This is a genomic window from Microbacterium sp. NPDC077663 (assembly GCF_044542795.1).
Classification (GTDB): domain Bacteria; phylum Actinomycetota; class Actinomycetes; order Actinomycetales; family Microbacteriaceae; genus Microbacterium.
This window is the reverse complement of sequence record NZ_JBITVE010000001.1, coordinates 885,832-911,731: the sequence shown is the minus strand read 5'-3', so window position 1 is coordinate 911,731 and position 25,900 is coordinate 885,832. Positions and strand designations below refer to the sequence as shown.

General features: G+C 69.9%; 25 protein-coding genes and 1 tRNA gene. 9 read left to right on the top strand and 17 right to left on the bottom strand.

From position 1 onward, the window contains the following. Window positions 1-11: 11 nt before the first annotated feature. Together ACIGEP_RS04420 and smc are read right to left on the bottom strand one after the other, a co-directional pair. Window positions 12-359 (bottom strand): excalibur calcium-binding domain-containing protein, encoded by a 348-nt coding sequence (locus tag ACIGEP_RS04420; protein ID WP_396660403.1) that lies wholly within the window; start codon window positions 357-359, stop codon window positions 12-14. A 71-nt stretch (window positions 360-430) separates the two neighbouring features. Then, the gene (gene smc, locus ACIGEP_RS04415) at window positions 431-3,937 is read right to left on the bottom strand and encodes a chromosome segregation protein SMC (RefSeq protein ID WP_396660402.1); all 3,507 of its coding nucleotides are present in this window, start codon (window positions 3,935-3,937) and stop codon (window positions 431-433) included. A gap of 420 nt (window positions 3,938-4,357) precedes the next feature. Here smc and ACIGEP_RS04410 point away from each other — a divergent pair, with 420 nt between their 5' ends. Both ACIGEP_RS04410 and ACIGEP_RS04405 read left to right on the top strand, forming a co-directional pair. Beyond that, entirely contained in the window at window positions 4,358-4,615 is a 258-nt protein-coding gene (locus ACIGEP_RS04410; protein WP_396660401.1) for a hypothetical protein, read from the top strand. A 58-nt stretch (window positions 4,616-4,673) separates the two neighbouring features. Next, entirely contained in the window at window positions 4,674-5,765 is a 1,092-nt protein-coding gene (locus tag ACIGEP_RS04405; RefSeq protein WP_396660400.1) for a GNAT family N-acetyltransferase, read from the top strand. Here ACIGEP_RS04405 and mutM read toward each other — a convergent pair. Genes mutM through ACIGEP_RS04375 form a run of 6 tightly spaced genes read right to left on the bottom strand, consistent with a single transcriptional unit; the run spans window position 5,762 to window position 10,886 of the window. Continuing rightward, window positions 5,762-6,667 (bottom strand): bifunctional DNA-formamidopyrimidine glycosylase/DNA-(apurinic or apyrimidinic site) lyase, encoded by a 906-nt coding sequence (gene mutM / locus ACIGEP_RS04400; RefSeq protein WP_396660399.1) that lies wholly within the window; start codon window positions 6,665-6,667, stop codon window positions 5,762-5,764. The two genes, ACIGEP_RS04405 and mutM, sit on opposite strands and share 4 nt — an antisense overlap. Before the next feature lie 6 nt (window positions 6,668-6,673). After that, window positions 6,674-7,366 (bottom strand): ribonuclease III, encoded by a 693-nt coding sequence (gene rnc, locus ACIGEP_RS04395; RefSeq protein WP_396660398.1) that lies wholly within the window; start codon window positions 7,364-7,366, stop codon window positions 6,674-6,676. A gap of 10 nt (window positions 7,367-7,376) precedes the next feature. After that, window positions 7,377-7,586 (bottom strand): 50S ribosomal protein L32, encoded by a 210-nt coding sequence (rpmF, locus tag ACIGEP_RS04390; RefSeq protein WP_018188062.1) that lies wholly within the window; start codon window positions 7,584-7,586, stop codon window positions 7,377-7,379. Window positions 7,587-7,588: 2 nt separating this feature from the next. Beyond that, complete coding sequence (locus ACIGEP_RS04385; RefSeq protein WP_396661014.1) at window positions 7,589-8,146, bottom strand: YceD family protein; 558 nt, start codon at window positions 8,144-8,146, stop codon at window positions 7,589-7,591. A 56-nt stretch (window positions 8,147-8,202) separates the two neighbouring features. Then, the gene (gene coaD / locus ACIGEP_RS04380) at window positions 8,203-8,700 is read right to left on the bottom strand and encodes a pantetheine-phosphate adenylyltransferase (RefSeq protein ID WP_396660397.1); all 498 of its coding nucleotides are present in this window, start codon (window positions 8,698-8,700) and stop codon (window positions 8,203-8,205) included. Window positions 8,701-8,738: 38 nt separating this feature from the next. Then, a complete protein-coding gene (locus tag ACIGEP_RS04375; protein ID WP_396660396.1) occupies window positions 8,739-10,886 on the bottom strand; it encodes an ATP-dependent DNA helicase RecG in 2,148 nt (715 codons plus the stop codon). Window positions 10,887-10,930: 44 nt separating this feature from the next. Between ACIGEP_RS04375 and rsmD the strand changes: the two genes are divergently transcribed. Beyond that, window positions 10,931-11,524, top strand: a complete 594-nt coding sequence (rsmD, locus tag ACIGEP_RS04370) for a 16S rRNA (guanine(966)-N(2))-methyltransferase RsmD (protein WP_396660395.1) — start codon at window positions 10,931-10,933, stop codon at window positions 11,522-11,524. On the opposite strand, the gene thiL is transcribed toward rsmD, so the two are convergent. Further along, the gene (gene thiL, locus ACIGEP_RS04365) at window positions 11,494-12,465 is read right to left on the bottom strand and encodes a thiamine-phosphate kinase (RefSeq protein WP_396660394.1); all 972 of its coding nucleotides are present in this window, start codon (window positions 12,463-12,465) and stop codon (window positions 11,494-11,496) included. The two genes, rsmD and thiL, sit on opposite strands and share 31 nt — an antisense overlap. Window positions 12,466-12,487: 22 nt before the next feature. Between thiL and ACIGEP_RS04360 the strand changes: the two genes are divergently transcribed. Beyond that, window positions 12,488-12,964, top strand: a complete 477-nt coding sequence (locus tag ACIGEP_RS04360) for a DUF3515 family protein (protein ID WP_396660393.1) — start codon at window positions 12,488-12,490, stop codon at window positions 12,962-12,964. 6 nt (window positions 12,965-12,970) lie between these two features. On the opposite strand, the gene ACIGEP_RS04355 is transcribed toward ACIGEP_RS04360, so the two are convergent. From ACIGEP_RS04355 to leuC, 6 genes are all read right to left on the bottom strand, one after another. Further along, window positions 12,971-14,050 carry a D-alanine--D-alanine ligase family protein gene (locus ACIGEP_RS04355; protein WP_396660392.1) on the bottom strand — a complete coding sequence of 360 codons (1,080 nt, stop codon included), beginning with the start codon at window positions 14,048-14,050 and terminating at the stop codon, window positions 12,971-12,973. Next, window positions 13,956-15,098: an NAD(P)H-dependent glycerol-3-phosphate dehydrogenase gene (locus ACIGEP_RS04350; protein WP_396660391.1), complete on the bottom strand. Its 1,143-nt coding sequence runs from the start codon at window positions 15,096-15,098 to the stop codon at window positions 13,956-13,958. Before ACIGEP_RS04350 ends, ACIGEP_RS04355 begins: the two co-directional genes overlap by 95 nt. Next, window positions 15,088-15,858, bottom strand: coding sequence for a lysophospholipid acyltransferase family protein (locus ACIGEP_RS04345; protein ID WP_396660390.1), 771 nt, complete (start codon window positions 15,856-15,858; stop codon window positions 15,088-15,090). Before ACIGEP_RS04345 ends, ACIGEP_RS04350 begins: the two co-directional genes overlap by 11 nt. After that, window positions 15,855-17,216: a UDP-N-acetylglucosamine 1-carboxyvinyltransferase gene (gene murA / locus ACIGEP_RS04340; protein ID WP_396660389.1), complete on the bottom strand. Its 1,362-nt coding sequence runs from the start codon at window positions 17,214-17,216 to the stop codon at window positions 15,855-15,857. The genes ACIGEP_RS04345 and murA overlap by 4 nt, the downstream gene beginning before the upstream one ends. 65 nt (window positions 17,217-17,281) lie before the next feature. Continuing rightward, window positions 17,282-17,878, bottom strand: coding sequence for a 3-isopropylmalate dehydratase small subunit (gene leuD, locus ACIGEP_RS04335; protein WP_396660388.1), 597 nt, complete (start codon window positions 17,876-17,878; stop codon window positions 17,282-17,284). Window position 17,879: 1 nt separating this feature from the next. Further along, on the bottom strand, window positions 17,880-19,322 hold the full coding sequence (leuC, locus tag ACIGEP_RS04330) for a 3-isopropylmalate dehydratase large subunit (protein ID WP_396660387.1): 1,443 nt from the start codon (window positions 19,320-19,322) through the stop codon (window positions 17,880-17,882). Between the two features lie 225 nt (window positions 19,323-19,547). On the opposite strand from leuC, the gene ACIGEP_RS04325 reads away from it, so the two are divergent. Beyond that, window positions 19,548-20,864, top strand: coding sequence for an O-acetylhomoserine aminocarboxypropyltransferase/cysteine synthase family protein (locus ACIGEP_RS04325; protein WP_396660386.1), 1,317 nt, complete (start codon window positions 19,548-19,550; stop codon window positions 20,862-20,864). Beyond that, the gene (locus tag ACIGEP_RS04320; RefSeq protein ID WP_396660385.1) at window positions 20,861-22,171 is read left to right on the top strand and encodes an LLM class flavin-dependent oxidoreductase; all 1,311 of its coding nucleotides are present in this window, start codon (window positions 20,861-20,863) and stop codon (window positions 22,169-22,171) included. Before ACIGEP_RS04325 ends, ACIGEP_RS04320 begins: the two co-directional genes overlap by 4 nt. Before the next feature lie 9 nt (window positions 22,172-22,180). Here the strand turns inward: ACIGEP_RS04320 and ACIGEP_RS04315 are convergent, their stop codons facing one another. Further along, on the bottom strand, window positions 22,181-23,266 hold the full coding sequence (locus ACIGEP_RS04315; protein WP_396660384.1) for a TerC family protein: 1,086 nt from the start codon (window positions 23,264-23,266) through the stop codon (window positions 22,181-22,183). A 105-nt stretch (window positions 23,267-23,371) separates the two neighbouring features. On the opposite strand from ACIGEP_RS04315, the gene ACIGEP_RS04310 reads away from it, so the two are divergent. Next, a complete protein-coding gene (locus ACIGEP_RS04310) occupies window positions 23,372-23,932 on the top strand; it encodes an RNA polymerase sigma factor (RefSeq protein ID WP_396660383.1) in 561 nt (186 codons plus the stop codon). Beyond that, entirely contained in the window at window positions 23,929-24,993 is a 1,065-nt protein-coding gene (locus ACIGEP_RS04305; protein ID WP_396660382.1) for a DUF4349 domain-containing protein, read from the top strand. The genes ACIGEP_RS04310 and ACIGEP_RS04305 overlap by 4 nt, the downstream gene beginning before the upstream one ends. A gap of 63 nt (window positions 24,994-25,056) precedes the next feature. On the opposite strand, the gene ACIGEP_RS04300 is transcribed toward ACIGEP_RS04305, so the two are convergent. Further along, window positions 25,057-25,132, bottom strand: a tRNA-Glu gene (locus ACIGEP_RS04300). Between the two features lie 113 nt (window positions 25,133-25,245). On the opposite strand from ACIGEP_RS04300, the gene ACIGEP_RS04295 reads away from it, so the two are divergent. Further along, complete coding sequence (locus ACIGEP_RS04295) at window positions 25,246-25,884, top strand: MBL fold metallo-hydrolase (protein WP_396660381.1); 639 nt, start codon at window positions 25,246-25,248, stop codon at window positions 25,882-25,884. Window positions 25,885-25,900 lie beyond the last annotated feature (16 nt).

Genomic DNA, 25,900 nt, shown 5'->3' with positions numbered 1-25,900 from the left:
AGTTGACCGCGTCAGCCCTTCTCGCAGGCGATCCCGTCCTTATCACGGTCCATCTTCTTGTTGGCGTTGTAGAGCGCCGTGGAGAAGTAGGGCTTGACCTTGAACGGTTTCTTCTTCCCGTTGACCGTGTTGTGGGTCACGCCGGCGCGTGCCACACCGCCCTTGTACGTCTTGTTCAGCGCCGTGCAGTTCTTGAACGTCTTGATCGGCGGCTTGGCCGCCGGCACGATCGCGCGGGCCTCCGTCGCCGACACCGCCGGCGCGGCGCCGACGGTCAGCGGAGCGCCGACCAACGCTCCCGTCAGCACCAGTGCCGCCACACTCCGACGCAGCGCACTCGCGCGCGTGACACCCGTCATCCCCACCCCTTGTCGTTACGCAGGGACTCCCGTGTCCCCGTTGCGCACACGCTAGCGCACGCCCGGCGCGATCAGGCGCCGACGCGTTCGCGCACGCGTTGACCGACGACGGCCGACACCCCGTCCTGACGCATCGACACCCCGTACAGGGCGTCGGCGATCTCCATCGTCCGCTTCTGATGGGTGATGACGATGAGCTGACTCGACTCGCGGAGTTGCTCGAAGACGCCCAGCAGACGTCCCAGGTTCGCGTCATCGAGCGCGGCTTCGACTTCGTCGAGGATGTAGAACGGACTCGGCCGCGCTTTGAAGATCGCGGTGAGCAAAGCCACCGCCGCGAGTGATCGCTCGCCACCGGACAGAAGCGAGAGCCGCTCGATCTTCTTGCCCACCGGCCGCACCGAGACGTCGATCCCCGTCGTCAGCGGGTTGTCGGGATCCGTCAGCGAGATCGACCCGGCTCCGCCGGGGAAGAGGATCGGGAACACGTCCCCGAAAGCCGCCTTCGTGTCTTCGAAAGCGGCCAGGAAGATCGTCTGCATCCGCTCATCGAGCTCGTCGATGATCGTCAGCAGGTCACTCCGTGTGCGAACGAGGTCGTCGAGCTGCTCCGTCAAGAACGCGTGTCTCTGCTCCAGGGCCGCGAACTCCTCGAGGGCGAGCGGATTCACCCGTCCGAGCTGCGCGAGCTTTCGCTCCGCCTCCTGCAGCCGACGCGTCTGGGTCGCGCGGTCGAACGGGATGGCCTCGTGCTCGCCGTCTTCGCCCGGGACAGGGACCTCCGGCCCATATTCCGCCAAGAGAATATTTTCGGTGAGACCCAGCTCCGACTGCACGCGGTCGAGAAGGCTCTGCACGTGCAGGCGCTTCTCGTGCATCTGCAGTTCGAGTCCGTGGACCGACTCGGTGAGGCGGTTCAGTCGCTCCCGGGTGGCCGCGTCGTCTCGACGCAGCTCCGCCAACTCCGCCGTCATCGCCGTGCGGGTCTGTTCGGCACGCTCGAGTTCGACGCGCGCCTGCGCTGTCGAGCGGTCGATCGAGTCCAAGACGGGTGGGAGGGCTGCCACCACATCGGAGGCGACCGCGCGCTGAGCCCGACGGACAACGGCACGACGAGCCGCCGCCTCTGCCGCGGCACGCTCCCTCTCACGCTGACGTTCGAGCTGAACGACCCGCGCCTCTGCCGCCCGCACACGTTCCCGGAGCGTCTCCACATCGAGGCGGGTGTCCATCTCGCGGGTGCGGGCAGCCTCCAACGCATCCAGGAGCCCGTCCCGAGCCGACGCATCGAGAATCGGACGGGGTGTCTCCTCAGCCGCACTGAACGCATCTATCGCCGCGCGGGCGGCATGCTCGGCGTCCCGGGCCGCGGACTCGGCCTGCCCGAGGCCGGCGCGGAGCCGGTCGCACTCGGCGGCGGCCGATTCGAGACGGACCGTCGCCCGGTTGAGCTGCTCCGCGTGCGCGGCCAGGGCCGAGTCGTGGTCTCGGAGGGCCGCCAGGGCATCCCGGGTCCGCTGTCGGGCGGCATCCCACCCCGCCTGAGCGTCGGTGAGTGCCTCGCGAAGCGAATCCGCGATCACCGTGACCTCGTCGAGGCGCACTCGAGCGGCGTCGCGCTCGGCGACGAGTTCGAGTCGCGAACGCGACTGCCCCGACCCGGAGCGCACTGTGCTGGCGGTGACGGTCTCGCCTGCGCGGGTCACGACCACGATGCGCTCCCCGGCATCCGCCGCGGCCACCGCTGCGGTATGGGCTGCGTCGAGGTCCGCGGCGATGGCGACACCGGCGAGGACAGCCCGCACGCCGGCCGGAGCATCCACGACGTCCACCGCCCACGTCCACTCCCCCTCGAGAGACGGCTGCGAGACGACGGGGGCTTCGGTGACCGCGATGTCGATGGCCCCGAGGTCGTGCTCGCGGGCCGTCCCGACGACCGCTCGCGCCGTCGCGATGTCGTCCACGAGCACGCCGTCCGCGAGGGCACCGAGCGCGGCGGCGATGGCGGCCTCGAAACCGGGGGCCACCCGGATCGAGTCACTCACGATGCCGCGGACACCGTCGCTCCCGCGGTCGACGATCGCCGCCGCAGCGTTGCGGATGTCGAGAGCGCGCCCCAGGGCTGCGGTCTCCGCCAGCAGCGACTCGCGCTCACGCTCTGCGGCGTGCAGACGATCGCGGATGGACCCGACCTCCACCTCCGATTCGGATGCCTCGCGCTGAGCGCGCTCGTAGGCCGCGGAGAACCCAGCCGACGAATCGGCGGGACTGTCGGTCGCCGGCTCCACGGATGCCAGTGCTTCCTCTGCCTCAGCCCGTCGCTGTTCGGCTGCGTCGAGCGCGCGTTGCTGCCGTTCCACCGCTGCCCGGAGAGCCTCGGCCTTCGACGCCGCCGCCTCGGCCCGCCCTCTGAGCGCGGCCAGACGCATGTCATGCTCCGAGACCAGCGCGCTCTGCGCGGCGATGTCGGTGTCGAGCGCGTCCAGCTCAGCGCGCGCCCGGATGACGTCCCGCGCGGCGGACGCGGCCGCATCCTGCGCTGCGCCGAGCCCCGACGCGATCTGATCGATGTCCGCGCGTGCCTCGTCGACGGCCGCCTGCGAGACGGTGGTGCCCACGTCGGGCTGCTCGCTGTCGTCGTCGAGCAGCGCGAGGCGCTGTCCGGCGAGCGAATAGAGTCCGCGCAGTCGCTCCTGCACCCGACCGAGTTCGAAGGTCACCGCACGCGCCCGATCGACCGCCTCGGCGCGCTGATCGTTCTCGAGTTCTTCGATTCGCCGGCGCAGGCCGTCGGCGCGGTCCTGCAGGACGAGCCGTTCCGCGTGGCGTTCGTGCTCGGCTCGCGCGTGATCGGCCAACTCCGCGCGCAGCCGCGCCAATTCATCGGCGTGGAGGCGTGCCTTCGCGTCCCGGACCACGGCGGCGATCGTCGCCGCCTCGCGGGCAATCTCCGCCTGCTTTCCGAGCGGTTTCAACTGGCGCCGCAGTTCGCCGGCGAGGTCGCTCAGCCGCGTGAGATTCGCTTCCATCGCTTCGAGCTTGCGAAGGGTCTTCTCCTTGCGTCGGCGATGCTTGAGGATGCCGGCGGCCTCCTCGATGAAACCGCGACGGTCCTCGGGGCTGGCCTGCAGAACCGTGTCGAGACGCCCTTGGCCGACGATCACGTGCATCTCGCGGCCGAGACCCGAGTCGCTCAGCAACTCCTGCACATCGAGGAGCCTGCAGGTCTCGCCGTTGATCGCGTACTCGCTCGATCCGTTCCGGAACAGCGTCCGGCTGATCGTGACCTCGCTGTACTCGATCGGCAAGGCGCCGTCGGAGTTGTCGATCGTGAGCTGGACCTCGGCTCGACCGAGCGGGCCGCGTGTCGCGGTGCCCGCGAAGATGACGTCCTCCATCTTCCCGCCGCGGAGCGTCTTCGCGCCCTGTTCGCCCATCACCCAGGCCAGCGCGTCGACGACGTTCGACTTGCCCGATCCGTTGGGGCCGACGATGCAGGTGACGCCGGGTTCGAGGGCGAAGGTCGTCGGCTGCGCGAAGGATTTGAACCCCTTGAGCGTCACGCTCTTCAGGTGCATGGCGGTCCTCCGGGGTCGTCGTCCCGTCCACGCTAGCGGACGATTCCTGTTCTCCACTTGACGCCGCGCCCGGCGCCGGTCTAGTGTCAGTGCTCGCGTCACAAGTCTGAGAAAGGAGGTCCCTGACATGATCATCGACATGACACCCACCGGAGTCGCGTTCACCGCGTTCCCGTGCGTGCTGGGGACCGTCTCCTTCGGCGCCGCGGCGGCAGACCGCACTCGTTTCGGCCACTGACCGCCGTCGAGCACCCCGTCCTCGGACGGTGAACGCCTCCACGCCCTGAGGGCGGACTCTCGTCCGTTCCCGTCCGGATGCCGGGCCCTTACGGCCCGTCCATCCCTGCGTCTCCTCGTGCTGCGGCACGATCCTCCGCCGCGCCTGCGGCAGCCCTCCCTTCCATCGAAATGAGCTCACTCATGTCCACCTTCACCGCGCCGCAGCGCACCTCGGCGGTCCTCGCCGCGCTGCAGCATCCCACCTCGACGGACCGGCCCGTCCGTCAGACGTTCATCGATCGGATCGCTCTCCGACTGGCGGTGGCTCTGCTCTTGTGGAGCACGCGCCCCGGCCCGGATCGCGAAACCATCCACGCCCGCCGCGCCCAGCGTCTCGCACGCGAGGCGCGGGAGGCGGAGTGGGAACGCCGCCGTGCGCTCCTCGCTCCCCGCCGATGACAGCCCCGGGGGCCGCGACCCGCTCGCGGCCCCCGACCCCCTCCCGAAAGAGACCATCATGACCTCCGCAGCCGACTTCGACCTTCGACCGCTGACCGTCCCGAGCACCATCGACGCCTCCGATGCCACCGACTTCATCGCCATGGTCGACGTGCGCAACGAGATCTATCGCGAGATCAGCGCCAACGACGACGAGGCGGTCACGCCCGCCCAGCTCCTCCCCCACTTCCAGCACGACCCCGACAACGACAAGCGCAGCTGGATCGTGCTCGTGGGGGGCGAGGTCGTGGGGCGAGTGATCGTCGACCTCCCCGCCGAGGAAGGGTCACAGGTCGCCTACTGGACCGTCGAACTGCTCGAGCGAGTGCAGGGCAGAGGCATCGGCGGCGCACTTCATGCCGTGGTCGAGGGCACAGCCCGCGAGGCGGGACGCACCGTCCTGCAATCCTGGGCGGAGCACACGGAAACGTCACCCGGTGACGCCACGGAGCGGCTCGCCGCACCGACGGGGTACGGCGAGATCCCACTCGACCGCCCCGCGCGCTACTACCGGCGACACGGTCATACGCTCGAACAGGTCGACCGCAAGAGCGTCCTTGAGATCGAGCCGGCCCTGCCGACCGTCCGAGACCTGCTCGCCGACGCCGAATCGCACGCCGACGGGTACCACGTGGAGCAGTGGACGCTGCCCACTCCAGAGGCGTATCGCGAGAGCTTCGCCTGGGCCAAGTCGCGGATGTCGACGGATGCCCCCTCCGCGGGGCTCGAGATCGATGAGGAGACGTGGGACGTCGAGCGGCTCGCGCGCCACGACGCGCGTTTCGTCGAGGGCGGCCAGACCGTTCTCGTCACGGTCGCCGTCCACGAGACGACCGGTGCAGTCGTGGCGTTCAACGAACTGTGCTCCGGCGTGGACCCGTCGGCGGCGACGCAGCAGATGGACACCCTCGTCCTCCGCGAGCACCGAGGACATCGCCTCGGACAGCTCGTGAAGTGCGCCGGGATCCTCCGCTGGCGCGAGCTCATGCCGCAGTCCTCGCGCATCGTGACGTGGAACGCCGAGGAGAACCGCCCCATGCTCAGCATCAACGAGACGGTCGGGTTCGTGCCGGCGGCCTACATCGGCGCCTGGAAGAAGGTGCTGGCCTAAGCGCGGCGCTGGCACCGTGGGCAGTAGTGGCTGGACCGGTTCGTGAAGCTCACGCGGACGATCGGCGTGCCGCACCGCGGACACGCCTTTCCGGTCCGACCGTAGGCGTTCAGCGAGTGGGCGAAGTACCCCGCCTGCCCGTTGACGTTGACATATTGCGCATCGAAACTCGTGCCGCCCTCGGCGAGGGCCCGGTCCAGAACGGCCCGGATCTCGCCGAGCAGGCGGCCGACGGCACGCGTCGCAAGCTCGTTCGCGGGCCGCTCCGGGTGCAGGCGCGCCGCCCACAGCGCCTCGTCGGCGTAGATGTTGCCGATGCCGCTGACAACGGTCTGATCGAGCAGCGCCCGCTTTATCGCCGATCGGGTGCGGCCGAGTGCTGTTCGGAATGCGCGGCCGTCGAAGGCGGGATCCAGCGGATCCCGCGCGATGTGGGCGACCTGTGTCGGGACGAGGGGGGCGTCGCTCCCCCGACCGGCCGCAGCGCCGTCGCCGGTCGGTTGGAGACGATCGATCGCGAGGGAGCCGAAGGTGCGCTGATCGACGAATACCATGGCGATCTCTCCGTGACGAGGATGCCGCACGTCGAACCGGATCCGCTCGTGACGCAGCGCCGGGGTCCCCGGTTCGCGCAGCAGCATCTGGCCGCTCATGCCGAGATGACCGACGATCGCCTCTGTCGCAGCAGCATCCCCTTCCGCCAGGGGCATCCAGAGGAACTTCCCCCGCCGGACGACGGCGTCGACACGACGACCGGTGAGACGCGCCTCGAAGTCGGAAGGATCCCCGACGTGTCGCGTGAGTGATCGGCCGTCGAGCACGGTCACCGCGTCGAGACGCGCTCCGGCGAGAGCGGGGACGAGGCCGGCGCGGACGACCTCGACTTCGGGGAGTTCGGGCACGAAGGATCAGACCCGAGTGGACAATTCGCGCCAGACCGACAGCGCGGCGGCCATCTCGGCCTGCTTCTTGCTCGACCCGCCGCCCGTCCGGGCGACGTCACCGACGGTGACCGTCGCCGTGAACACGCGGTGATGGTCGGGTCCCGCCGCCTCGACGCTGTACGTCGGCGCAGGGTGACCGAGCCGCGCGGCGAGTTCCTGCAGGCTTGTCTTCGGATCCATCGCAGCGCCGTAACGCTCCGGATCGTCCATCAACGGAGACACCAGCCGGAGAACGAGTGCGGTCGCCTCTTCGATACCCGCCGACAGATACGCGGCGCCGATCAACGCCTCGGTGGTGTCGGCCAGGATCGAATCCTTGTCGCGCCCACCGGTCTGGTCCTCGCCGCGCCCCAGTCGCAGGTGGGCACCCAGATCCATGCCCCGGGCGACTTCAGCGAGTGCCACGGTCGAGACGACGCTCGCCCGGCGCTTGGCGAGCGACCCCTCATCGAGAGCGGGGTGAGTCCGGTAGAGGTGGACGGTCACCGCCATCCCGAGGATGGAATCCCCGAGGAATTCGAGGCGCTCGTTGTGCGCGATGCCCCCGTGCTCGTAGGCGTAGGAGCGGTGGGTCAGCGCAAGCGACACAAGCTCGGGGTCGATGTCGACCCCGAGCTTGTGTGTGAGCACCGAGTGATCGGTTGCGGCGTCGGTCACGACGCGACGATCAGATGTCGGCGACCTTGCGACCCTTGTACTCGAGGAACAGCTCCGTGCCCTGCGAGTCGGTGACGACCTTCGCCTGGTGGGGACGGCTGTAGACGACCTTGCCGTTCTCGATGGTCTTGACGAGCGTGGGGGCCTCGGCCTTCCACTGCGCGCGGCGTGAACGGGTGTTGGAGCGGGAGACCTTCCGCTTCGGGGGGTTACCTGCCATGGTCAGCTCTTCTCTGTGTCGTCGGCGGCGGGGCGCTGCGCCTCGTCGTCGTGGTCTGGGGTTCGGGCCGACAAGGCGGCCAGCGCATTCCAGCGCGGGTCGATCTGAGTCTCCGGGACCGGTGCTCCGGTCAGCCTCTCACCCGTGGACGGATCGAGTCCGGGGCAATACGGCTGACACACCGGCTGGAACGGAAGCGACAGGACGATCGCATCCCTGACAGGAGTTTCAAGATCCACGTGGTCGTCTTGAACCTCGAAGTCAGTCGCTTCGTCCCCAGAATACCCGAAGAGCTCCTGAAACTCGACTTGGAGCGGGTGTGTCAGGTCCACGAGGCATCGACTGCATTGACCGTTGTACGTGGTGGAGATGTCGGCGGTGACCAGGATGCCCTCGTGCACCGACTCCAGCCGGACGTCGACCTCGACCTCTTCGCCGGCGTCGACCCAGGCCAATCCTTCGCCCCACTTCTCGGGTGAAGGGACGAGGATCTCGAACTCGCGCATCTCACCCGGAGCACGGAGGATGTCGCGGACGGGAAGGACGAACGGACCGCTCACACGCTTTCTGACCACGGTCGTCCATCGTACGCGTGCGCAGAGGTCTTCGGGCCGCGTCAGCTCCGCTGCACTCCTGTGTCAAGGAAGCGCGCGACCGGACCGGGGACGAACGGCGACACGTCCCCGCCCAGTGATGCCACTTGGCGCACGAGCGAGCTCGACACCAGCGCGTGCGCGGGGTCGGGGAGCAGGAAGACGGTCTCCACGTGGGCGAGGTGGCGGTTGACGATCGCCATGGGCGTTTCGTAGGCGACATCCACCTGCGATCGGATGCCCTTGACGAGGACGCCCGCTCCCACGTCCGTCGCGTAGTCCACCAAGAGGCCCACGCTCCACGCAGCGACGACCACGTCACCCCCGATGTCGCTCTCGGCGATGGACTGCTCGAGCAGGCTCAACCGTTGCGCGATGGGCAGCATGGCCTCTTTGCCAGGGTTGTGGACGACCAGCACGTGCAACTGGTCGTAGAGCGTCGCCGCACGCCGGATCACATCGAGGTGCCCCAGCGTCGGGGGGTCGAAGGAGCCGGGCACGACCGCGATCCGGTTGTTCATAGGCACGAGCCTAACGATGCGCAGTGACCCGCACGGCGTCAGTTCTTCGCCAGCGCGGCGCGCTCGCGCTGGCCGACCCGACCGGAGATCGCCGCGGTGAGACCCGGATGCCGGTCGAGGCTCGGATCCTCGGCGAGCAGACTCTCCGCCTCGGCGCGCGCCGTGGCGATGAGGTCAGCGTCGGCGACGACCCGCAGGAGCCGCAGGGACGATCGGACGCCGGATTGCGCGTCGCCCAGGACGTCGCCTTCGCCGCGCAGGTCGAGATCCACCTCGGCGAGCTCGAATCCGTCGGTCGTGGCCGCGACCGCCTCGACCCGCGCCCGCGCGGGTGTGAACGGATCGGCCTCGGTGACCAGGAGGCAGAGCCCGGGCACGGATCCGCGCCCGACACGACCGCGCAGCTGGTGGAGCTGCGACACCCCGAACCGGTCCGCCTCGAGGATCACCATGGTCGAGGCGTTCGGCACGTCGACGCCGACCTCGACCACCGTCGTCGCCACGAGCACGTCGATGTCGCCGCGGGCGAACGCCTGCATGACCGCATCCTTGTCGTCGCCGGGCATCTTGCCGTGCAGGATCTCGACACGGATGTCGCGGTAATCCGGATGCGCCGCCAGCAACGCCGCGGCCTGCACGACACCCCAGCGCGTCCGGCCGGGTTCGGCGTCCTCAGCCGCCTCGTCGTCGTCGGTCTCGGTCGCGGCGTCGATCGCGGGGCACACGACGAACGCCTGCCGACCGAGCCGCACCTCCTCGGCGACCCGCTCCCACACCCGCCCGAACCAGGCCGGCTTCTCCCCCACGGGTGCGACGTAGGTGGAGATGCCCGCCCGCCCCCCGGGCATCGTCCGGATGGTGGAGACGTCGAGATCTCCGAAGACCGTCATCGCGACCGTGCGCGGGATCGGTGTCGCCGTGAGGACCAGGACGTGCGGCGAACTCCCCTTCGCCCGGAGCGTCTCGCGCTGATCGACACCGAAGCGGTGCTGCTCATCCACGACGACGAGGCCGAGGTCGGCGAACGTCGTCGACTCGCTGAGCAGGGCGTGCGTCCCGACCACGATGCGCGCCTGGCCCGACGCGACGCGGAGCGCCGCACGCCGACGCTCCGCGGCCGCCTGCTGTCCGGTGAGGAGGGTCGGCATCAGCTGCGGCGCGAGGTCGGGCCCGAGCATGCGCGCGATGGAGCGGACGTGCTGGGCGGCCAGGACCTCGGTGGGGGCGATGAGCGCGGACTGCCCGCCGGACTGCGCCACCTGCAGCATGGCACGCAGCGCCACGAGGGTCTTGCCGGAGCCGACCTCCCCCTGGACGAGCCGGTTCATCGGCCATGCACCGATGAGATCCACCGCGATGCGGTCGCCCACTGTCACCTGGTCGGGGGTCCGCTCGAACGGCAGCGCGGCGTCGAAGCGTTCGAGCAGATCCCCCGCGGGACGCGCCGTAGCCGACATCTTCCGCACGAACTGACGCTGCTGGAAAAGGGCTGCCTGCAGGACGAACGCCTCGTGCATGCGCAAGGTCTCGCGGGCGGGGCCCACCTGATCGAAGGTCTCGGGGGCGTGCATGCGGACGAGGGCCGTCCGCGCATCGAGGAGCCCCTGCGCGGCGCGGAATCCGTCGGGAAGGGGCTCGGGCACCTCGCCGAGTCCGGTCAGCACCTGGTCGACGCACCGCTTGACCTGCCAACTCGAGAATGTACTCGTCGCCGGGTAGATGGGGATGGGGACGTTGTGCCACGCCTCCGCGCTCAACCGGGCGGTCCCCTCGTCGTCGAAGAGCTCGTAGTCCGGATGCGTCAGTTGCTTCTGACCGCGGTACTCCCCCACCTTGCCCGAGAAGATGCCCTGACGCCCGGCCCGGAGGTCCTTCACTCGCCACGCCTGCCCGAAGAAGGTCAGCGACATGGTGCCGTTGCCGTCGCCGATGAGGACCTCGACGAGCTCGCCGCGGCGGCCGCGCATCTGCCGGGTCGTCGCCGACAGCACCTCGGCGACGATCGTGACCAACTCCCCCACCGGCAGCTCGGCGATGGGCGTCAGCTGACCGCGACTGGCGTAGCGACGCGGGTAGTGACCCAAAAGGTCGCCGACCGTGGTCATCTGGAAGGCACGCCGCAGCCCCTTGGCCAGGGTGTCGCCGACCGCCTCGGGGAGCGGTGTGGCGAGCGAGTACGACGGCATGCCTCGAGTCTAGGAGCGGGCGCGGACGCCGCTATCGTGGCGGGGTGACGAGGATCATCGCGGGAGACGCCGGTTCGCTGCCGTTGGCCGTGCCGAGCGCCGGCACCCGGCCGACGAGCGAGCGGGTGCGGGAGTCGCTGTTCGGCGCACTCGAAGCCGCCGGGCTCGTCGCGAATGCCGCGGTCCTGGACCTGTACGCGGGATCCGGCGCGCTCGGGCTCGAAGCCGTCAGCCGTGGCGCGGCGTCGGCCGACCTCGTCGAGCGGGCGCCGCGCGCGGCATCCGTCATCGACCGCAATGTGCGAGCCGTCGCGCGCAGCCTCCCCGGTCGGAGGATCGCCGTCCACCGCGCCGCAGCCGACGCCTTCTTGCGCAGCGCGGGAGCGGCGTTCGATCTCGTCTTCGTCGACCCGCCGTACGACATGACGGATGCCGAGCTCTCGGCGACCCTCGAGCTGCTCGTCCCGCGGCTGAGCGCCGTAGCGACGGTGGTCGTCGAGCGCGCGACGCGGTCCGGCGAGCCCGCGCTGCCGGGATCGCTTGTCGTCGAGCGGGCGAAGAAGTACGGCGACACCACCCTGTGGTGGGTCACCCTGGCGCAGCCCGATCAGCCGCGGGCCGAATCCCAGTCCGCGTAAGGGTCCCAGCCGCCGCGACCCGCCGGGACGGAGCCGCCGACGAGCACCGGCGCCTGCTGCCGGTCCACGACGCGACCGATCACGGCGAATCCCTCGGGCGCGGTCCCCGGGGCGAAGCATGCCAGCAGCGCGTGGTCCTCGCCGCCCGACAGGGCGTCCGCGTCGAGGTCTGCGACGAACTCCACGGTGACTCCGGACGCGTCAGCCAGACGGGTCGCGTCGAGCACCAGCCCGTCCGAGACGTCCATCATCGCCGTCGCCCCGGCGCGCGCGGCGGCGACACCGAGCGCGACCGGCGGCTGCGGCCGCAGCTGAGCGGCGAGGTCCCGCTGCTCCGTCGCCGTCAGATCGTGGGTCGCCACAGGCAGGGGGGTCCCGTCCGCGTCCCGGAACCGCGAGAAGAGCAATCGCAGCCCGCGCGACGCGGCGCCCAGCTCTCCCGCGACCGCGATCTCGTCGCCCGCGCGCGCACCCGAGCGCAGCACGGGAGCGAGACCGTCGAGCACACCGACGGCGGTCACGGCGACCGTGAGGGTGTCCGAGACGGTGAGGTCACCGCCCTCGACGGCGCACCCGGGGGACAACTGCGTCAGCGCCTCCCGGAACCCGGTCGCCAATTCGTCCACGAACGACGCCGGCAGCGTCCCCGGGAGGGCGAGCGCGACGAGAAGGCCGGTGGGGCGGGCGCCCATCGCCGCGACGTCCGCGAGGTTGACCGCGGCGGCCTTGAAGCCGAGATCGTAGGGCGACGTCCACGCGAGGCGGAAGTCCGGGCCGTGGACGAGGGTGTCCGTCGTCCAGACGATGCGACCGCCCGGAACCGCGAGCACCGCGGCATCGTCACCGGGTCCGACCTCGGCACGGGAGAGCGGGCCGAGGATGCGGAGGATGCGGCCGAGCAGCTCGCCCTCGGAGACGTCGCGCACGCGGAGCTCACCCATCCCTCCACGGTAGCCTGGAGGGATGGCCCGGACCCGCACGACCGTCGCGCTCACCCTGCTCATCGCCGGTGCGGCGGCGCTGTCGGGCTGCTCGTCGACGGTCGCGCTCGAGCCCGCCCCCGGCGCGGACGATCCCCGCTGCGCGGAGGTGATGGTGCGACTGCCCGACGACCTCGGCGATCAGCATCGACGCTGGACGGATGCGCAATCGACCGCCGCCTGGGGGGATCCGACGACGGTGCAGTTCGCGTGCGGTGTGCCGCCGCTCGGCCCCTCCACGCTGCCCTGCGTCACCGTCGACGGTGTGGACTGGGTGGTCGACGACTCGCGCGCGCCGCTGTACCGCATCACGACCTACGGGCGGGAGCCCGCCGTCCAACTGATCGTCGATTACGACGAGGTCAGCTCGAGCGGCCCGGTGAGTGCGGTCAGCCGATTGATCACGCAGCGTTTCGAGGTGACCGCGCAGTGCGTGGCGGCATCCGACGTCGTGCCGTGATCGGCGTCAGCGCGCCAGTTCGATGAGCTCGGTGATGAGCTCGGGGTAGCTCAGACCGCTCTGGATCCAGCACGTCGGGAACATCGAGATGGGTGTGAACCCGGGCATCGTGTTGACCTCGTTCACGAAGAACTCGCTGCCCGTGTAGAAGAAGTCGACCCGGGACAGTCCCTGACCGCCGACGGCTTCGAATGCACGAGCCGCGATCCGCTGCATCTCGCGCAGTTCGCCGTCGTGCAGCTCGGCGGGGCACACCAGATCGATCCCGGGCGCGCCGAGGTACTTCGCCTCGAAGTCGTAGAAATCACGCCCGCTGACGACGATCTCGCCCGCCACGCTGACCCGCGGGTCCGCGCCATTGCGCCCCTGGAGCACGCCGCACTCGACCTCGCGGCCGACGACCGCCTGCTCGACGAGCACGCTCGAGTCCTCGGCGAAGGCGGTGTCGAGGGCGGCGTCCAACCCGTCCCACTCCGAGACCTTCGACACGCCCACGCTCGAGCCTGCGCGCGCCGGCTTCACGAAGACGGGCAATCCGAGACCGCGGATGCGGCGGCGCCACAGCTCCCCATCGCGGTCGAGCCCCGCACGCGTCACCGTCACCCAGGGCACGACCGGGACCCCGGCCGCCTGGAGGATGCTCTTGGTGGTGTGCTTGTCCATGCCGATGGCCGACATCAGCAACCCGGCGCCGACGTACGGCAGATCCAGGAGCTCGAGGAAGCCCTGCACCGTGCCGTCCTCGCCGAACCTGCCGTGCAGGATCGGGAAGACGACGTCGATGTCGCCCAGCGACTCCACCGTGCCGTCGGGGTGGCGCACCGACAGCCCCCGCTCCACGGTGGACTCCGGCCACATGACCCGCGTGCCGTTGTCGACCACCTCGGGGAGGCGGTCGGCGTTCAGCGCGAACTTGTCGGGATCGTCGTCCTCGAGGACGAAGGCCCCCTCTCGGGTGATCCCGACCGGGATGACCCGGTAGCGCTCGCGGTCAATCGCGCGAAGGACGCCGCCCGCCGTGGCGGAACTGATCGAGTGCTCGCTGGAACGCCCTCCGAAGAGCAGAACCACTGCCGCCTGAACCATTCTGAGTCCTCTCCTCGGTGGGCTCGTCGTCATCCGTCGTGAGATGCGGTGCGATGTCGCGCGGATTCATCGTGCCGTCGAGGACCATCTTGACCTGCTCGACGATCGGCATGTGGACGCCCGCCTCGCGGGCCAACTGCAGCACGGGTGCCACCGACGCGAGCCCCTCGGCCGTCTGATCCATCTGCTTGACGACTTCGGTGAAGCTGTAGCCCTGGCCGAGCAGCCGACCTGCGGTGTTGTTGCGGCTGAGCGGCGACTGGCAGGTCGCGATCAGATCGCCGAGACCGGCGAGCCCCTGCAGGGTCTCGGGCTGCGCGCCCTGCGCGACGGCGAAGTCCGTCATCTCGACGAGGCCTCGCGTGATGATCGACGCCTTCGTGTTCTCGCCGTATCCGACGCCGTCCACGATGCCGATGGCGACGGCGATGAGGTTCTTCAGGACGCCGCCGAACTCGGTGCCGATGACGTCGGTGTTGACGAAGGTCCGGAAGTAGCGGTTGCGCGAGATGCGGGCGACGGCGTCCGCCGTCTCCTGACTCGACGACGAGATGACCGCCGCAGTCGGCTGCTCGCGCGCGATCTCGAGCGCGAGATTGGGTCCGGATGCCACGGCGATGCGCGCGGGGTCGCAGCCGAGCTCCTGCTCGAGGACCTGACTCATGCGCAGCCCGGTCTTCTTCTCCACGCCCTTCATGAGCGAGACGATCGGGGCGTCGCTCCCGCCCAGGAGCGGCCGGACGGCCTTCAGGTTCTGGCGCAGCGCCTGGCTCGAGATGGCGATGTAGACCTGGCTGGCTCCCTCAAGGGCCTCGGCGAGGTGATGCGTCGCGGAGAGCCCGCGCGGCAGGTTGATGCCGGGCAGGTACTGCGAGTTGCGCTTACCCTCGCGGATCTCGTGCGCGAGCTCCGCGCGGCGCGCCCACATGACGACGTCGGCGCCGCCGTCGGCGAGCACCTTGCCGAAGGTCGTCCCCCAGCTGCCGGAACCGAGGACCGCGACGCGGGGAGCCGGGGCCTCGCGGCGCGCCGCGTCCCTAGGAGTCAAGACGCCCCGTCTCCCTCTGTCCGTGCTGCGCCGGGTTCCACCGCTCGGCGGGGGGTTCGACGCCGCGCAGCCGTCCCAGCAGGATCGAGATGTCGCGCATGACGGCATCCGTCGCCGCAGCGAGCGTCGACGGGGTCGTGTCGGTGTAGGCGGACAGGTCGACGGGGGGGCCGAGCAGCACCCGCACACGTCGGCGCGGGGGCCACAGGCGCACGCGGCCATAGCGAGGGAGGATCTCCTGCACGCCCCACGTCGCCACGGGGATGACCGGCAGAGGCTCGGGGGCGGCCAGGGCGAGGCGGACGGCGCCCGTCTTGCCGCGCATCGGCCACATGTCCGGGTCGCGGGTCAGCGACCCCTCCGGGTACACGATGACGCCGCGCTGCGCCGCCACGAGCGCGTTCGACTGGGCGAGGGTCTGCTTCGCGGCCGCCGAGGTGGATGCCCGGGCGACGGGGACCATGCCGGTCGCCCGCAACAGCCAGCCGAGGACCGGCACGTGGAACAGACTCTCCTTCGCCATGAAGCGCGGCGCGCGCCCCAGCCGCCAGGTCGCGACGGCGATGATGACGGGATCGAACTCGCTGTAATGGTTGGGCGCGAGCACGTACGAGCCTTCGCGGGGCAGGTGCTCACCGCCCTCGATCTCGATCTTCGCGAACCAGCCGGTCGCCGGCACGACGATCATCGCCGCCGGCCAGAAGACGCTCGGGCGGGTCTTCTCCGGGGATGCCCGGCGACGGGGAGCCACCGCGGTCACTCCGTGACGTCGAAGTCGGCGCCGAGATCGGTCAGCTTCTCGAGGAACTTCTCGTAGCCGCGCCGGATGATCCCGATGTTGCGCACCGTCGACTCCCCCTCCGCGGCCAGGGCCGCGATGACATAGGAGTAGCCGCCACGAAGGTCGGGAACGACGACGTCAGCCGCGTGCAGCGGCGTCGGCCCGTTGATGACGGCCGCCTGCTCGAGCGCACGCCGCGGCACGCGGCGGTCCGAGCTCGCGATGCCGTCGGGGTGGACGACGATGTCGGCGCCCATCTGCACGAGCGCGCGGGTGAAGCCGAGTCGGTTCTCGTACACCGTCTCGTGCACGACGGACTCGCCCTCGGCCTGCGTCAGGGCGACGATGAGGGGCTGCTGCCAGTCGGTCATGAACCCGGGGTGCACATCGGTCTCGACCATGACGGGCTTCAGCGGGCCGCCACGACGGAAGCGGATGCCGTCCTCGGCGATGTCGAAATCCCCACCCACCTTGCGGAAGACGTTGAGGAAGGTCAGCATCTCCTGCTGCTTGGCGCCGCCGACGAAGATGTCGCCGTCGGTGGCGAGGGCCGCGGCTGCCCAGGAGGCGGCCTCGTTGCGGTCGAAGATCGAGCGGTGGTCGTAGCCACGGAGCGACTCGACGCCTTCGATGAAGATGACCCGGTTGGGCTCGTAGGAGATGATCGCGCCCATCTTCTGCAGTACCGCGATCAGGTCCATGATCTCGGGCTCGATGGCCGCGTTGCGCAGCTCCGTCGTACCCTTCGCGCGAACAGCGGTCAGCAGCACCTGCTCCGTCGCCCCGACGCTCGGGTAGGGCAGTTCGATGTTCGCGCCGTGCAGGCCGCCGGGCGCCGACAGACGGATGCCGCTGGGCAGCTTGTCGACGATGGCCCCGAACGAGCGCAGCGCGTCGAGGTGGAAGTCGATCGGACGGTCGCCGATGCGGCATCCGCCGAGGTCCGGGATGAACGCCTGCCCGAGCAGATGGAGCAGCGGACCGCAGAACAGGATCGGGATGCGGGAGGCCCCCGCGTGCGCGTCGATCTCCTCCATGTGGGCCGACACGGCACCGCTCGGGTCGAGGCGGAGGACGCCGTCCTCGAGGTCCTCGACGCGGACGCCGTGGACCTCGAGGAGCGAACGGACGACGTGGACGTCGCTGATGTCCGGCACGTCCCGCAGGATGCTCGCGGTCTCACCCAGGAGGGCGGCGACCATCGCCTTCGTGGCGAGGTTCTTCGCCCCCTTCACCTCGACCCGGCCCCGCAACGGGCGACCGCCGCGGATCCGGAGCGTCTGACCGGCGCCGCCGCCGGCCGGGGTGGACGCGGCATCGCTGAGAAGTGTCTTCATGGGTGGGACCTCATTACTGGTGTCGAGGAAGCGTGGACGGCCCCGTTGTGCGGGGCGCTGGCCGATCAGCGGACGGGGAGCGTCCGCGGCCGCCACGCCTCGCGGCGCGCCTCGAACTGCGCGATCTGCTCTTCGCTGCGCAGCGTGAGCCCGATGTCGTCGAGCCCTTCGAGAAGCCGCCACCTAGTGTAATCGTCGATGTCGAAGGACGCCTGGAGGTCGCCGACCGCCACGGTCCGTGTCTCCAGATCGACGGTGAGCTCGCGACCCGGGTCGGCCTCGAGGGCTGCCCAGATCGCCTCGAGGACGTCCTCGGTGACGACGCCCGTGACCAGGCCCTGCTTGCCGGCGTTCCCGCGGAAGATGTCGGCGAACTTCGTGCTGAGGACGACGCGGAAACCGTAGTCGCGGAGCGCCCAGACGGCGTGCTCACGGCTGGACCCCGTGCCGAAGTCGGGACCCGCGACGAGCACGGAGCCGTTGCGGTAGGGGTCCTGGTTCAACACGAACGACGGGTCCTGCCGCCAGTTGGCGAACAGGGCGTCCTCGAAGCCGGTCTTGGTGACGCGCTTGAGGTAGACGGCCGGGATGATCTGGTCGGTGTCGACGGCGGAGCGCTTCAGCGGCACGCCGACGCCGGTGTGGCGGGTGAACTTCTCCATGTCAGACCTCCGTCAGAGCGAGTGCGTCGAGATCGCTCGGGCTCGCGAGGCGGCCGAGCACCGCGGTCGCGGCGGCGACCTGGGGCGAGACGAGGTGCGTGCGACCGCCCTTGCCCTGGCGTCCCTCGAAGTTGCGGTTGCTCGTCGACGCACACCGCTCCCCCGGGGCGAGCTGGTCGGGATTCATCCCGAGGCACATAGAACACCCCGCGAAGCGCCATTCCGCCCCGAAGTCGGTGAAGATCTTGTCGAGCCCCTCCGCCTCCGCTTCGAGGCGGACTCGCGCCGAGCCGGGGACGACCATGACCCGGACGCCCTCCGCCTTGGTGCGGCCGCGCACGATCGAGGCGAACTGCCGCAGATCCTCGATGCGGCTGTTCGTGCACGAGCCCATGAACACGGCATCCACGGGCACCTCCTTCATGGCGGTACCGGGGGTCAGGTCCATGTACTCGAGGGCCCGCTCCGCCGCGGCCCGCTCGTTCGGGTCGCTCATCTCGGCGGGGTCGGGCACCACGCCGTTCAGGTTCACGCCTTGACCCGGGTTGGTGCCCCAGGTGACGAACGGCTCGAGCTCGTCGGCGTCGAGGAAGACCTCGGCGTCGTACACGGCGCCCTCGTCGGACGGCAGCGTGCGCCAGTAGGCGACAGCCTCGTCCCAGTCCGCGCCCTGGGGGGCGTGCGGCTTGTCCTTCACGTAGGCGAACGTGGTCTCGTCCGGCGCGATCATCCCCGCACGGGCGCCCGCCTCGATCGACATGTTGCACATCGTCATCCGGCCCTCCATCGAGAGCGACCGGATGGCCGAGCCGCGGAACTCGAGCACGTAGCCCTGCCCGCCGTTCGCGCCGATTTTCGCGATGATCGCGAGGATGATGTCCTTCGCGCTCACGCCGGGCTTGAGGGTGCCCTCGACGGTGATCGCCATCGTCTTGAACGGCTTCAACGGCAGAGTCTGCGTGGCCAGCACGTGCTCGACCTCGCTGGTTCCGATGCCGAACGCCATGGCGCCGAACGCGCCGTGCGTCGAGGTGTGCGAGTCGCCGCAGACGACCGTGATGCCCGGCATCGTGAGACCCAGCTGCGGGCCGACGACGTGGACGATGCCCTGCTCCTTGTCGCCGAGGGAGTGCAGCCGCACCCCGAACTCCGCCGCGTTGCGTCGCAGGGTCTCGATCTGCGTACGGCTCGTCAGGTCGGCGATGGGCTTGTGGATCTCGAGCGTGGGGGTGTTGTGGTCCTCCGTCGCGATCGTGAGGTCGAGACGCCGCACGGGGCGGCCTTCGGCGCGGAGGCCGTCGAAGGCCTGCGGGCTCGTCACCTCGTGCACGAGGTGGAGGTCGATGTAGATGAGGTCGGGGCTGCCGTCCTCACCCTTCACGACGAGATGGTCGTCCCACACCTTCTCGGCGAGGGTCCGGGGACGGTCGGGAATCGTGCTCATGGTGTCTCCTGATGTCGGATGGCGCCCGCGACAGCCTCCGCGACGAGAGAGGGCTCAGAGCGAGGTCTCGTCGCGGCCGATAAGGAGTCGAGCGGTCCGCACCGCGCCAGACTACCACCGGGTCCGCGGGGGCGAGGCGCGCCCGCGGCGTAACACCGCGTCTCACGATCTCCGCGCACCGCCCGCGACGTGGCACGCTGTGTGCCCTGAGGACAGGAGACGACCATGACGGAGCGAGCCGCCGGCGGGTTCACCACGCGACAGGTCCATGTCGGGACGGATGCCGCGGCCGCCACCCCGCGCGCCCTGCCGATCCACCTCACGGCGGGCTTCACCTTCGACTCGTTCGACGACGCCGCATCCCACTTCGGTGCGGGCGACGGCTTCGGATACACCCGCACCGGCAACCCGACGATCGATGCCGTCGAGCGCAAGCTCGCCTCGCTCGAGGGCGGCGCAGAAGCCCTCCTGCTCGCCTCGGGACAGGCGGCCCTCGCCGTGGCCCTCCTGGGCCTGGTCGGAGCCGGGTCGCACATCGTGAGCTCCACCCACATCTACGAGGGGACGCGCGGCCTCCTCGTCGACAACCTCGCACGCCTCGGTGTCGAGACGACGTTCGTCGACGACATCCAGGATCCGGATGCCTGGCGTCGCGCGATCCGTCCCGAGACGCGCGTGCTGCTCGGCGAGTCGATCGCGAACGCCCGCAACGACGTCCTCGACGTCGCCGCCGTCGCTGCGGTCGGCGACGAGGCCGGCATCCCGCTCATCGTCGACAACACGTTCGCGACCCCGTACCTGCTGCGTCCCCTGGAACACGGCGCCGCGATCGTCGTGCACTCCGCGAGCAAGTTCCTCGCCGGGCAGGGGGCGGTGCTCGGCGGCGTGATCATCGATGACGGACGCTTCGACGCCGCCCGTTCCGGACGCCTCTTCCCGCACCTCGTCGAGGACGCTGCCGGTGCCCCGAGCGTCTGGCAGCGGCACGGTGGGCGCGCCCGGATCGCACACCTGCGCGAGAGCGTCGCACCCCGCTTCGGGCCGACGCCCTCGCCCCTCACGGCATTCCTCATCGGCCAGGGCGTCGAGACGCTCAGCCTGCGCGTGCAGCGGCAGTCCGAGAACGCGCTCGCGGTGGCGCGCTGGCTCGCGGACCGCCCCGAGGTGGAGTCTGTCGACTACGCCGGTCTCCCTTCGCACCCGACGCATGACCTCGCTCGGAGGTATCTCCGCGGCGGCTTCGGCTCGGTCTTCACGGTGACGGTACGGGGCGGGTTGCCCGCGGCGCGCGCGTTCGTCGAGGCGGTGTCCGTCATCACCCACATGACCCACCTCGGCGACGTGCGGTCCCTCGTCCTGCACCCGGGCACCACGAGCCACGCCCGCCGCTCCCCCGACGAGCGGACGGCGTTGGGCGTCCACCCCGGCACGCTTCGACTGTCGATCGGTATCGAGGACGTCGACGACCTCGTGGCGGATCTCGACCGCGGTCTCACAGCGGCGGAATCGGTCGTCGACGCCGACGTGGCGGTGCTCGCATGAGCCGGCCGCAGCACTTCGGCTGGTTCCTGGCACGGGGCTTCGGTCCGCACGGGTGGGGCCACCCCTACCTCGACTGGGACTACGACTGGACCTCGCCGGCGCTGTACCAGGACGCCGTCAAGACGCTGGAGCAGGCAGGTTTCGATCTGCTCATCATCGAGGACGCCCCCTCGCTCGGGTCGGCGGAGACCATCGATCTGCGCGTGCGCCAGGCCTTCGGGGGTCCGAAGCTCGATCCGCTCCTGCTCGCGCCGTACCTGTTCGCGGCCACCCGGCACATCGGGATCGTCCCGACGGTGAACCCCGCCGCCACCCTGCCCTACACCGCCGCCCGGCAGTTCGCGACGCTGCAGCACCTGAGCGGCCACCGGCTGGGACTGAACGTCGTCACCGACACCGGGAGCGCGCGTCACTTCTCCACCGCTGCGCAGCTCTCCCACGACGCCGCCTACGACCGTGCGGAGGAGTGGATGTCCGCGGTGCGCGATCTCTGGCGCAGTTGGCCCGAGGGTGCGCTCCTGGCCGACCCGTCGGCCGGACGCTACGCCGACGGGGCGAAGCTGCGACCGACGACGCACCGCGGGGAGTACTTCGCCTTCGACGGCCCGCTCAACGCGATCCCCTTCACCGACGGCGAGCCCGTCATCGTCTCCCCCGGCGGGTCGCCCCGCGGCCTCGGCTTCGCCGGTGCGAACTCGGACGTGCAGCTCGCCCTCGCCCCGATGACGGAGGAGTCCGTCCGCGGCTATCGGGGTCGCATCCACGACGCCGCGATCGCGGCCGGCCGCCGACCCGAGGACATCACGATCCTCTTCGCGATCCAACCGGTCGTGGTCTCGTCCGCGGCCGAGGCGGACCGGATCGTGGCTGCGTCGCTCGACCCGGACGACGCCACGCTGCGGTGGATCGCCGAGCGGCAGTCGAGCGACCTCGAGACCGACCTGACGGCCCTGGACCTCGACCGGCCGCTGGATCGCGGGATCTTCGGCGACCACGTCTCGCACGGCAGCATCCGTCGCCTCGTCGGCGATCACGACGAGGATGCACCGCTGCGGCGGATCCTCGCCGCTCACGCACGTCAGGGCCGCCTGCACGACGGCTCCGGCTGGGTGGGGACCGCCGAGGAGCTCGCGGACCGCATCGAGGAGTACGGCTCCTGGGGCAACGACGGCGTGCTCCTGTGGGGCGACCTGCACCCCGTGACGGTGCACCGCACGCTCGACGAGCTCGTCCCGATCCTGCGCCGCCGCGGCATCCTTCGGCGGGAGTACGAACCCACTCTGCGGGCGAACCTCCGCCCGTTCTGAGGCGGTGCGTCAGTCCTTCTCGGACGGACGGGGGTCGACGGTCGAGGGGGTGCCCTGCTCGTCGGCGACGTCCTGCGCGTGACGGACGGGAGTGGGCCCGGTCGCCGGTACCGGCTCGCGCAGCCCTTCGCGGCGCGCGGCGATGAGGCTCGCCACGGTTGCGACGACCATCGAGGCGATGATCACCCCGAGCGAGACCCACGTGGAGATCTCGGGCGCCCACTCGATGTGCTCCCCACCGTTGATGAAGGGCAATTCGTTCTCGTGCATCGCGTGGAGGACGAGCTTCACGCCGATGAAGGCGAGGATGAACGCGATGCCGAAGTGGAGGTACTTGAGGCGGTCGAGCAGACCGCCCAGCAGGAAGTAGAGCTGACGCAGGCCCATCAGGGCGAAGATGTTCGCCGTGAAGACGATGAAGGCGCTCTGGGTGATCCCGAAGATCGCCGGGATCGAGTCGATCGCGAAGAGCAGGTCGGTCATGCCGAGCGCGGCGAAGACGATCACCATCGGGGTGAAGACCTTCTTGCCGTCGATGACGGTGCGCACCTTCGCGCCGTCGTACTCCTCGCTGATCGACATGCGCCGGCGGAGTGCCCGGACGATCAAGCTCTCCTTCTTCTCCTCCTCATCGTCGTCCTCGCTCGAGAAGGCCTGCTTCCAGGCCGTGTATATGAGGAAGAGCCCGAAGAGGTAGAAGACCCAGCTGAACTGCTCGATGATCGCCGCGCCCAGCAGGATGAAGATGCCACGCAGGATCAACGCGATGATGATGCCCACCATCAGCACCTTCTGCTGCGCCGCCCGGGGCACCGAGAACTGGCTCATGATGAGGACGAACACGAACAGGTTGTCGATCGACAGGCTGTACTCGGTGAGCCATCCCGCCACGAACTGACCCGCGTACTCGCCGTTCGTGACCACCAGCATGACGAGCGCGAACACGAGCGCGAGAGCGACGTAGAAGACGACCCAGAGGGTCGACTCCTTCGTCGACGGCACGTGGGGCCGCTTGATGATCAGCAGCAGGTCGGCGACGAGGATCAGCGTCAGGACGACCAGCGAGCCGACCTCGAACCAGAGGGGAAGCTCCATGAGGGCCTTTCATGCGGGGGGCGACCCCCAGAGTACCTTTTGAGGTGGCTGAGACGATGCTGCGTGACGCGACACTCCCCCATCGACAGAACGAACGAGGATGCCATGGCCGACCCGCTCGCGAGGCGTGACGCGGACCTGGTGGTCGCCGCCGCGCGTGGCGACCAGCAGGCCTTCCGTGAGCTCTATCGCGCCTACGCGAAGCCGGTCTACTGGCTGGCTCACGGCCTCCTCGGGAACACGGCCGATGCGGAGGACGTCATGCAGGAGACCTTCCTGGTCGCGTGGCGGCGCCTGCCGACCCTGGACCTGGTGAGCGAGTCGCTGCTGCCCTGGCTCGTGACGATCTGCCGCTTCCAGAGCGCGAACCGGATGCGGCGACAGCGGCGCGACCGGCTGCACACCGCCGGCGCGGTCGAGGAATCCCTGGCTGCCACGGTCGACGTGGAGGACCAGGTGATCGGCGGCGACCTGGCGGAGCGCGTCCTGGCCGAGCTCGGAACCCTCTCGCCGCTGGACCAGCAGATCTTCCGACTGTGCGCGACAGAGGGGTACGCGTACGCGGCCGCCGCTGCCGAACTCGGCATCTCGCACGCGGTCGTCCGCAATCGCCTGTCGCGGGTACGGACGCGACTGCGCACCGTCGTCGGATCGGAGGGATCATGACCCGGCACGAGATCGAGCTCCCCGAGCTCGCGCAGAAGCGGCAGGACGACATCGAGGCAGCACTGTTCGCCGAGATCCGCGCGGAGGTCTCGCACTCCCGCGAGGCGTCGCAGCGGCGACGTCGCCGCGCGTGGGGCTACACCGGCGCCGCGGCCGCGGTCATCGTCGTCGCCGGCTTCGTCGGACCAGCCCTCAGCGGCACGGGCGCCGGGTCGACGTCCAGCGGTCCCGTCGGCATGTACGACGAGGGCGCCGGTGGCGCGGTCGCGCCCGAGTCCGGCGGCGACCTGGGTGGAGATCAGGGCGGTGAGCTCGAAGGGAACGGCACCACATCCGCTGAGGGTCGCGAGGTCGTCGCCACCGCCGCCACGGTCCTCCAGGCGACCGACCCTGCCGCCGTCGTCACGGAGATCGGCGAACGAGCCGAGGAATCCGGCGGCTATGTCGAGTCGATGAACGTGTCGGGGACGACCTCGCCCGACGCGGGGGCCGGGAGCGACGCCGCGGTGTCGTCGACGAGCGGGACGTGGGTCACGGTGCGTGTGCCCGCAGACGACCTCACGGACTTCCTCTCCGGTCTCGACACCCTCGGCGAGATCACGTCGTCAGAGATCACGCGTGAGGACGTCACCGCGCAGTCGACCGACCTGAGGGCGAGGATCTCGGCTCTGCAGACCTCGGTGGACCGGCTGGAGGCCCTCATCTCGGATGCCGCGACCACCGCCGACCTGCTGACCGCCGAAGAGGCGCTCTCGCGGCGCCAGGCGGAGCTCGACTCGCTACGCGCGCAGTCCGCCGCGCTGAGCGACGAGGTCGCCCTCTCGAGCGCGACGATCACGGTGGTCGAACCGGGCGAAGTCGTCGCCGCCGATCCCCAGGGGTTCGGCGACGGGTTCTCGACGGGGTGGAACACCCTCGTCGCCACCCTCAACGGGATCGTCATCGGTTTGGGGTTCCTGCTCCCGTGGCTCGCGCTGGCCGGCGTCATCCTCGCCGTCGTGCAGGTCGTGCGTCGCGCACGCCGCCGGTCGCGACCGCGCAGCGAATCCCCGGAGCGCTGACGCCCGTCGGCACGCAGAAACGAAGACACCCCCGACCATGGTGGTCGGGGGGTGTCTTCGGTGTGGTGACCCCAGCGGGATTCGAACCCGCGTTACCGCCGTGAGAGGGCGGCGTACTAGGCCGCTATACGATGGGGCCGTACTTTTCGTTCCCTCCCTGCGGAGGCAACCGTTCAATTATGCACCACGTTCACAGCCGTGCAAAATCGGGGCCCCCTTGCCACATCGCCCCCTCCTGAGTTGACTGGGACGATGCGCGTCACGAAGCACGAACATGCCTGCCTCCGCCTCGACAGCGAGGGCAAGACCCTCCTCATCGATCCGGGTTCCTTCACCCTTCCTCTCGACGATCTGAACGATCTGGTCGGCGTGATCCTCACGCATGAGCATCCGGACCACTGGACGCCCTCTCAGCTCGACCTCGTCCGTTCCCAGGCGCCGGGTGTGCCGATCTTCGGACCGGCGGGCGTTGTGGCCGCGGCATCCGACTACGACGTCACCGAGGTGAGCGTCGGCGACGAGCTGGAGCTCGGACCCTTCCGGCTCCGCTTCTTCGGCGGAACCCACAGCGTCATCCACGAGTCGATCCCGGTCATCGACAACCTCGGCGTCCTCGTGAACGACGAGTTCTACTACCCGGGCGACTCCTACGCCGTCCCCGAGGGCGTCGAGGTCGGCCTGCTGGCCGCGCCCGTGGGGGCGCCGTGGCTGAAGATCGGTGAGGCGATGGACTACGTCCTCGCCGTCAAGCCGCGCCGCGCGTTCGGCACGCACGACATGACCCTCTCCCGTGCAGGTCTTGCCATGCACCGCGACCGGTTGAAGTGGGCGACCGAGCAGAACGGTGGCGAGTTCGTCACCCTGGACCCCGGAGAGTCGACCGACCTCTGACCTTCACGCACGAACG

What these genes read in the sequence shown, in the direction of transcription:
- ACIGEP_RS04420 (WP_396660403.1), bottom strand. Translation starts at nt 359, where the DNA reads ATGACGGGTGTCACGCGCGCGAGTGCGCTGCGTCGGAGTGTGGCGGCA.
- smc (WP_396660402.1), bottom strand. Translation starts at nt 3,937, where the DNA reads ATGCACCTGAAGAGCGTGACGCTCAAGGGGTTCAAATCCTTCGCGCAG.
- ACIGEP_RS04410 (WP_396660401.1), top strand. Translation starts at nt 4,358, where the DNA reads ATGTCCACCTTCACCGCGCCGCAGCGCACCTCGGCGGTCCTCGCCGCG.
- ACIGEP_RS04405 (WP_396660400.1), top strand. Translation starts at nt 4,674, where the DNA reads ATGACCTCCGCAGCCGACTTCGACCTTCGACCGCTGACCGTCCCGAGC.
- rpmF (WP_018188062.1), bottom strand. Translation starts at nt 7,586, where the DNA reads ATGGCAGGTAACCCCCCGAAGCGGAAGGTCTCCCGCTCCAACACCCGT.
- coaD (WP_396660397.1), bottom strand. Translation starts at nt 8,700, where the DNA reads ATGAACAACCGGATCGCGGTCGTGCCCGGCTCCTTCGACCCCCCGACG.
- ACIGEP_RS04375 (WP_396660396.1), bottom strand. Translation starts at nt 10,886, where the DNA reads ATGCCGTCGTACTCGCTCGCCACACCGCTCCCCGAGGCGGTCGGCGAC.
- thiL (WP_396660394.1), bottom strand. Translation starts at nt 12,465, where the DNA reads ATGGGTGAGCTCCGCGTGCGCGACGTCTCCGAGGGCGAGCTGCTCGGC.
- ACIGEP_RS04360 (WP_396660393.1), top strand. Translation starts at nt 12,488, where the DNA reads ATGGCCCGGACCCGCACGACCGTCGCGCTCACCCTGCTCATCGCCGGT.
- ACIGEP_RS04355 (WP_396660392.1), bottom strand. Translation starts at nt 14,050, where the DNA reads ATGGTTCAGGCGGCAGTGGTTCTGCTCTTCGGAGGGCGTTCCAGCGAG.
- murA (WP_396660389.1), bottom strand. Translation starts at nt 17,216, where the DNA reads ATGAAGACACTTCTCAGCGATGCCGCGTCCACCCCGGCCGGCGGCGGC.
- leuD (WP_396660388.1), bottom strand. Translation starts at nt 17,878, where the DNA reads ATGGAGAAGTTCACCCGCCACACCGGCGTCGGCGTGCCGCTGAAGCGC.
- leuC (WP_396660387.1), bottom strand. Translation starts at nt 19,322, where the DNA reads ATGAGCACGATTCCCGACCGTCCCCGGACCCTCGCCGAGAAGGTGTGG.
- ACIGEP_RS04325 (WP_396660386.1), top strand. Translation starts at nt 19,548, where the DNA reads ATGACGGAGCGAGCCGCCGGCGGGTTCACCACGCGACAGGTCCATGTC.
- ACIGEP_RS04320 (WP_396660385.1), top strand. Translation starts at nt 20,861, where the DNA reads ATGAGCCGGCCGCAGCACTTCGGCTGGTTCCTGGCACGGGGCTTCGGT.
- ACIGEP_RS04315 (WP_396660384.1), bottom strand. Translation starts at nt 23,266, where the DNA reads ATGGAGCTTCCCCTCTGGTTCGAGGTCGGCTCGCTGGTCGTCCTGACG.
- ACIGEP_RS04310 (WP_396660383.1), top strand. Translation starts at nt 23,372, where the DNA reads ATGGCCGACCCGCTCGCGAGGCGTGACGCGGACCTGGTGGTCGCCGCC.
- ACIGEP_RS04305 (WP_396660382.1), top strand. Translation starts at nt 23,929, where the DNA reads ATGACCCGGCACGAGATCGAGCTCCCCGAGCTCGCGCAGAAGCGGCAG.
- ACIGEP_RS04295 (WP_396660381.1), top strand. Translation starts at nt 25,246, where the DNA reads ATGCGCGTCACGAAGCACGAACATGCCTGCCTCCGCCTCGACAGCGAG.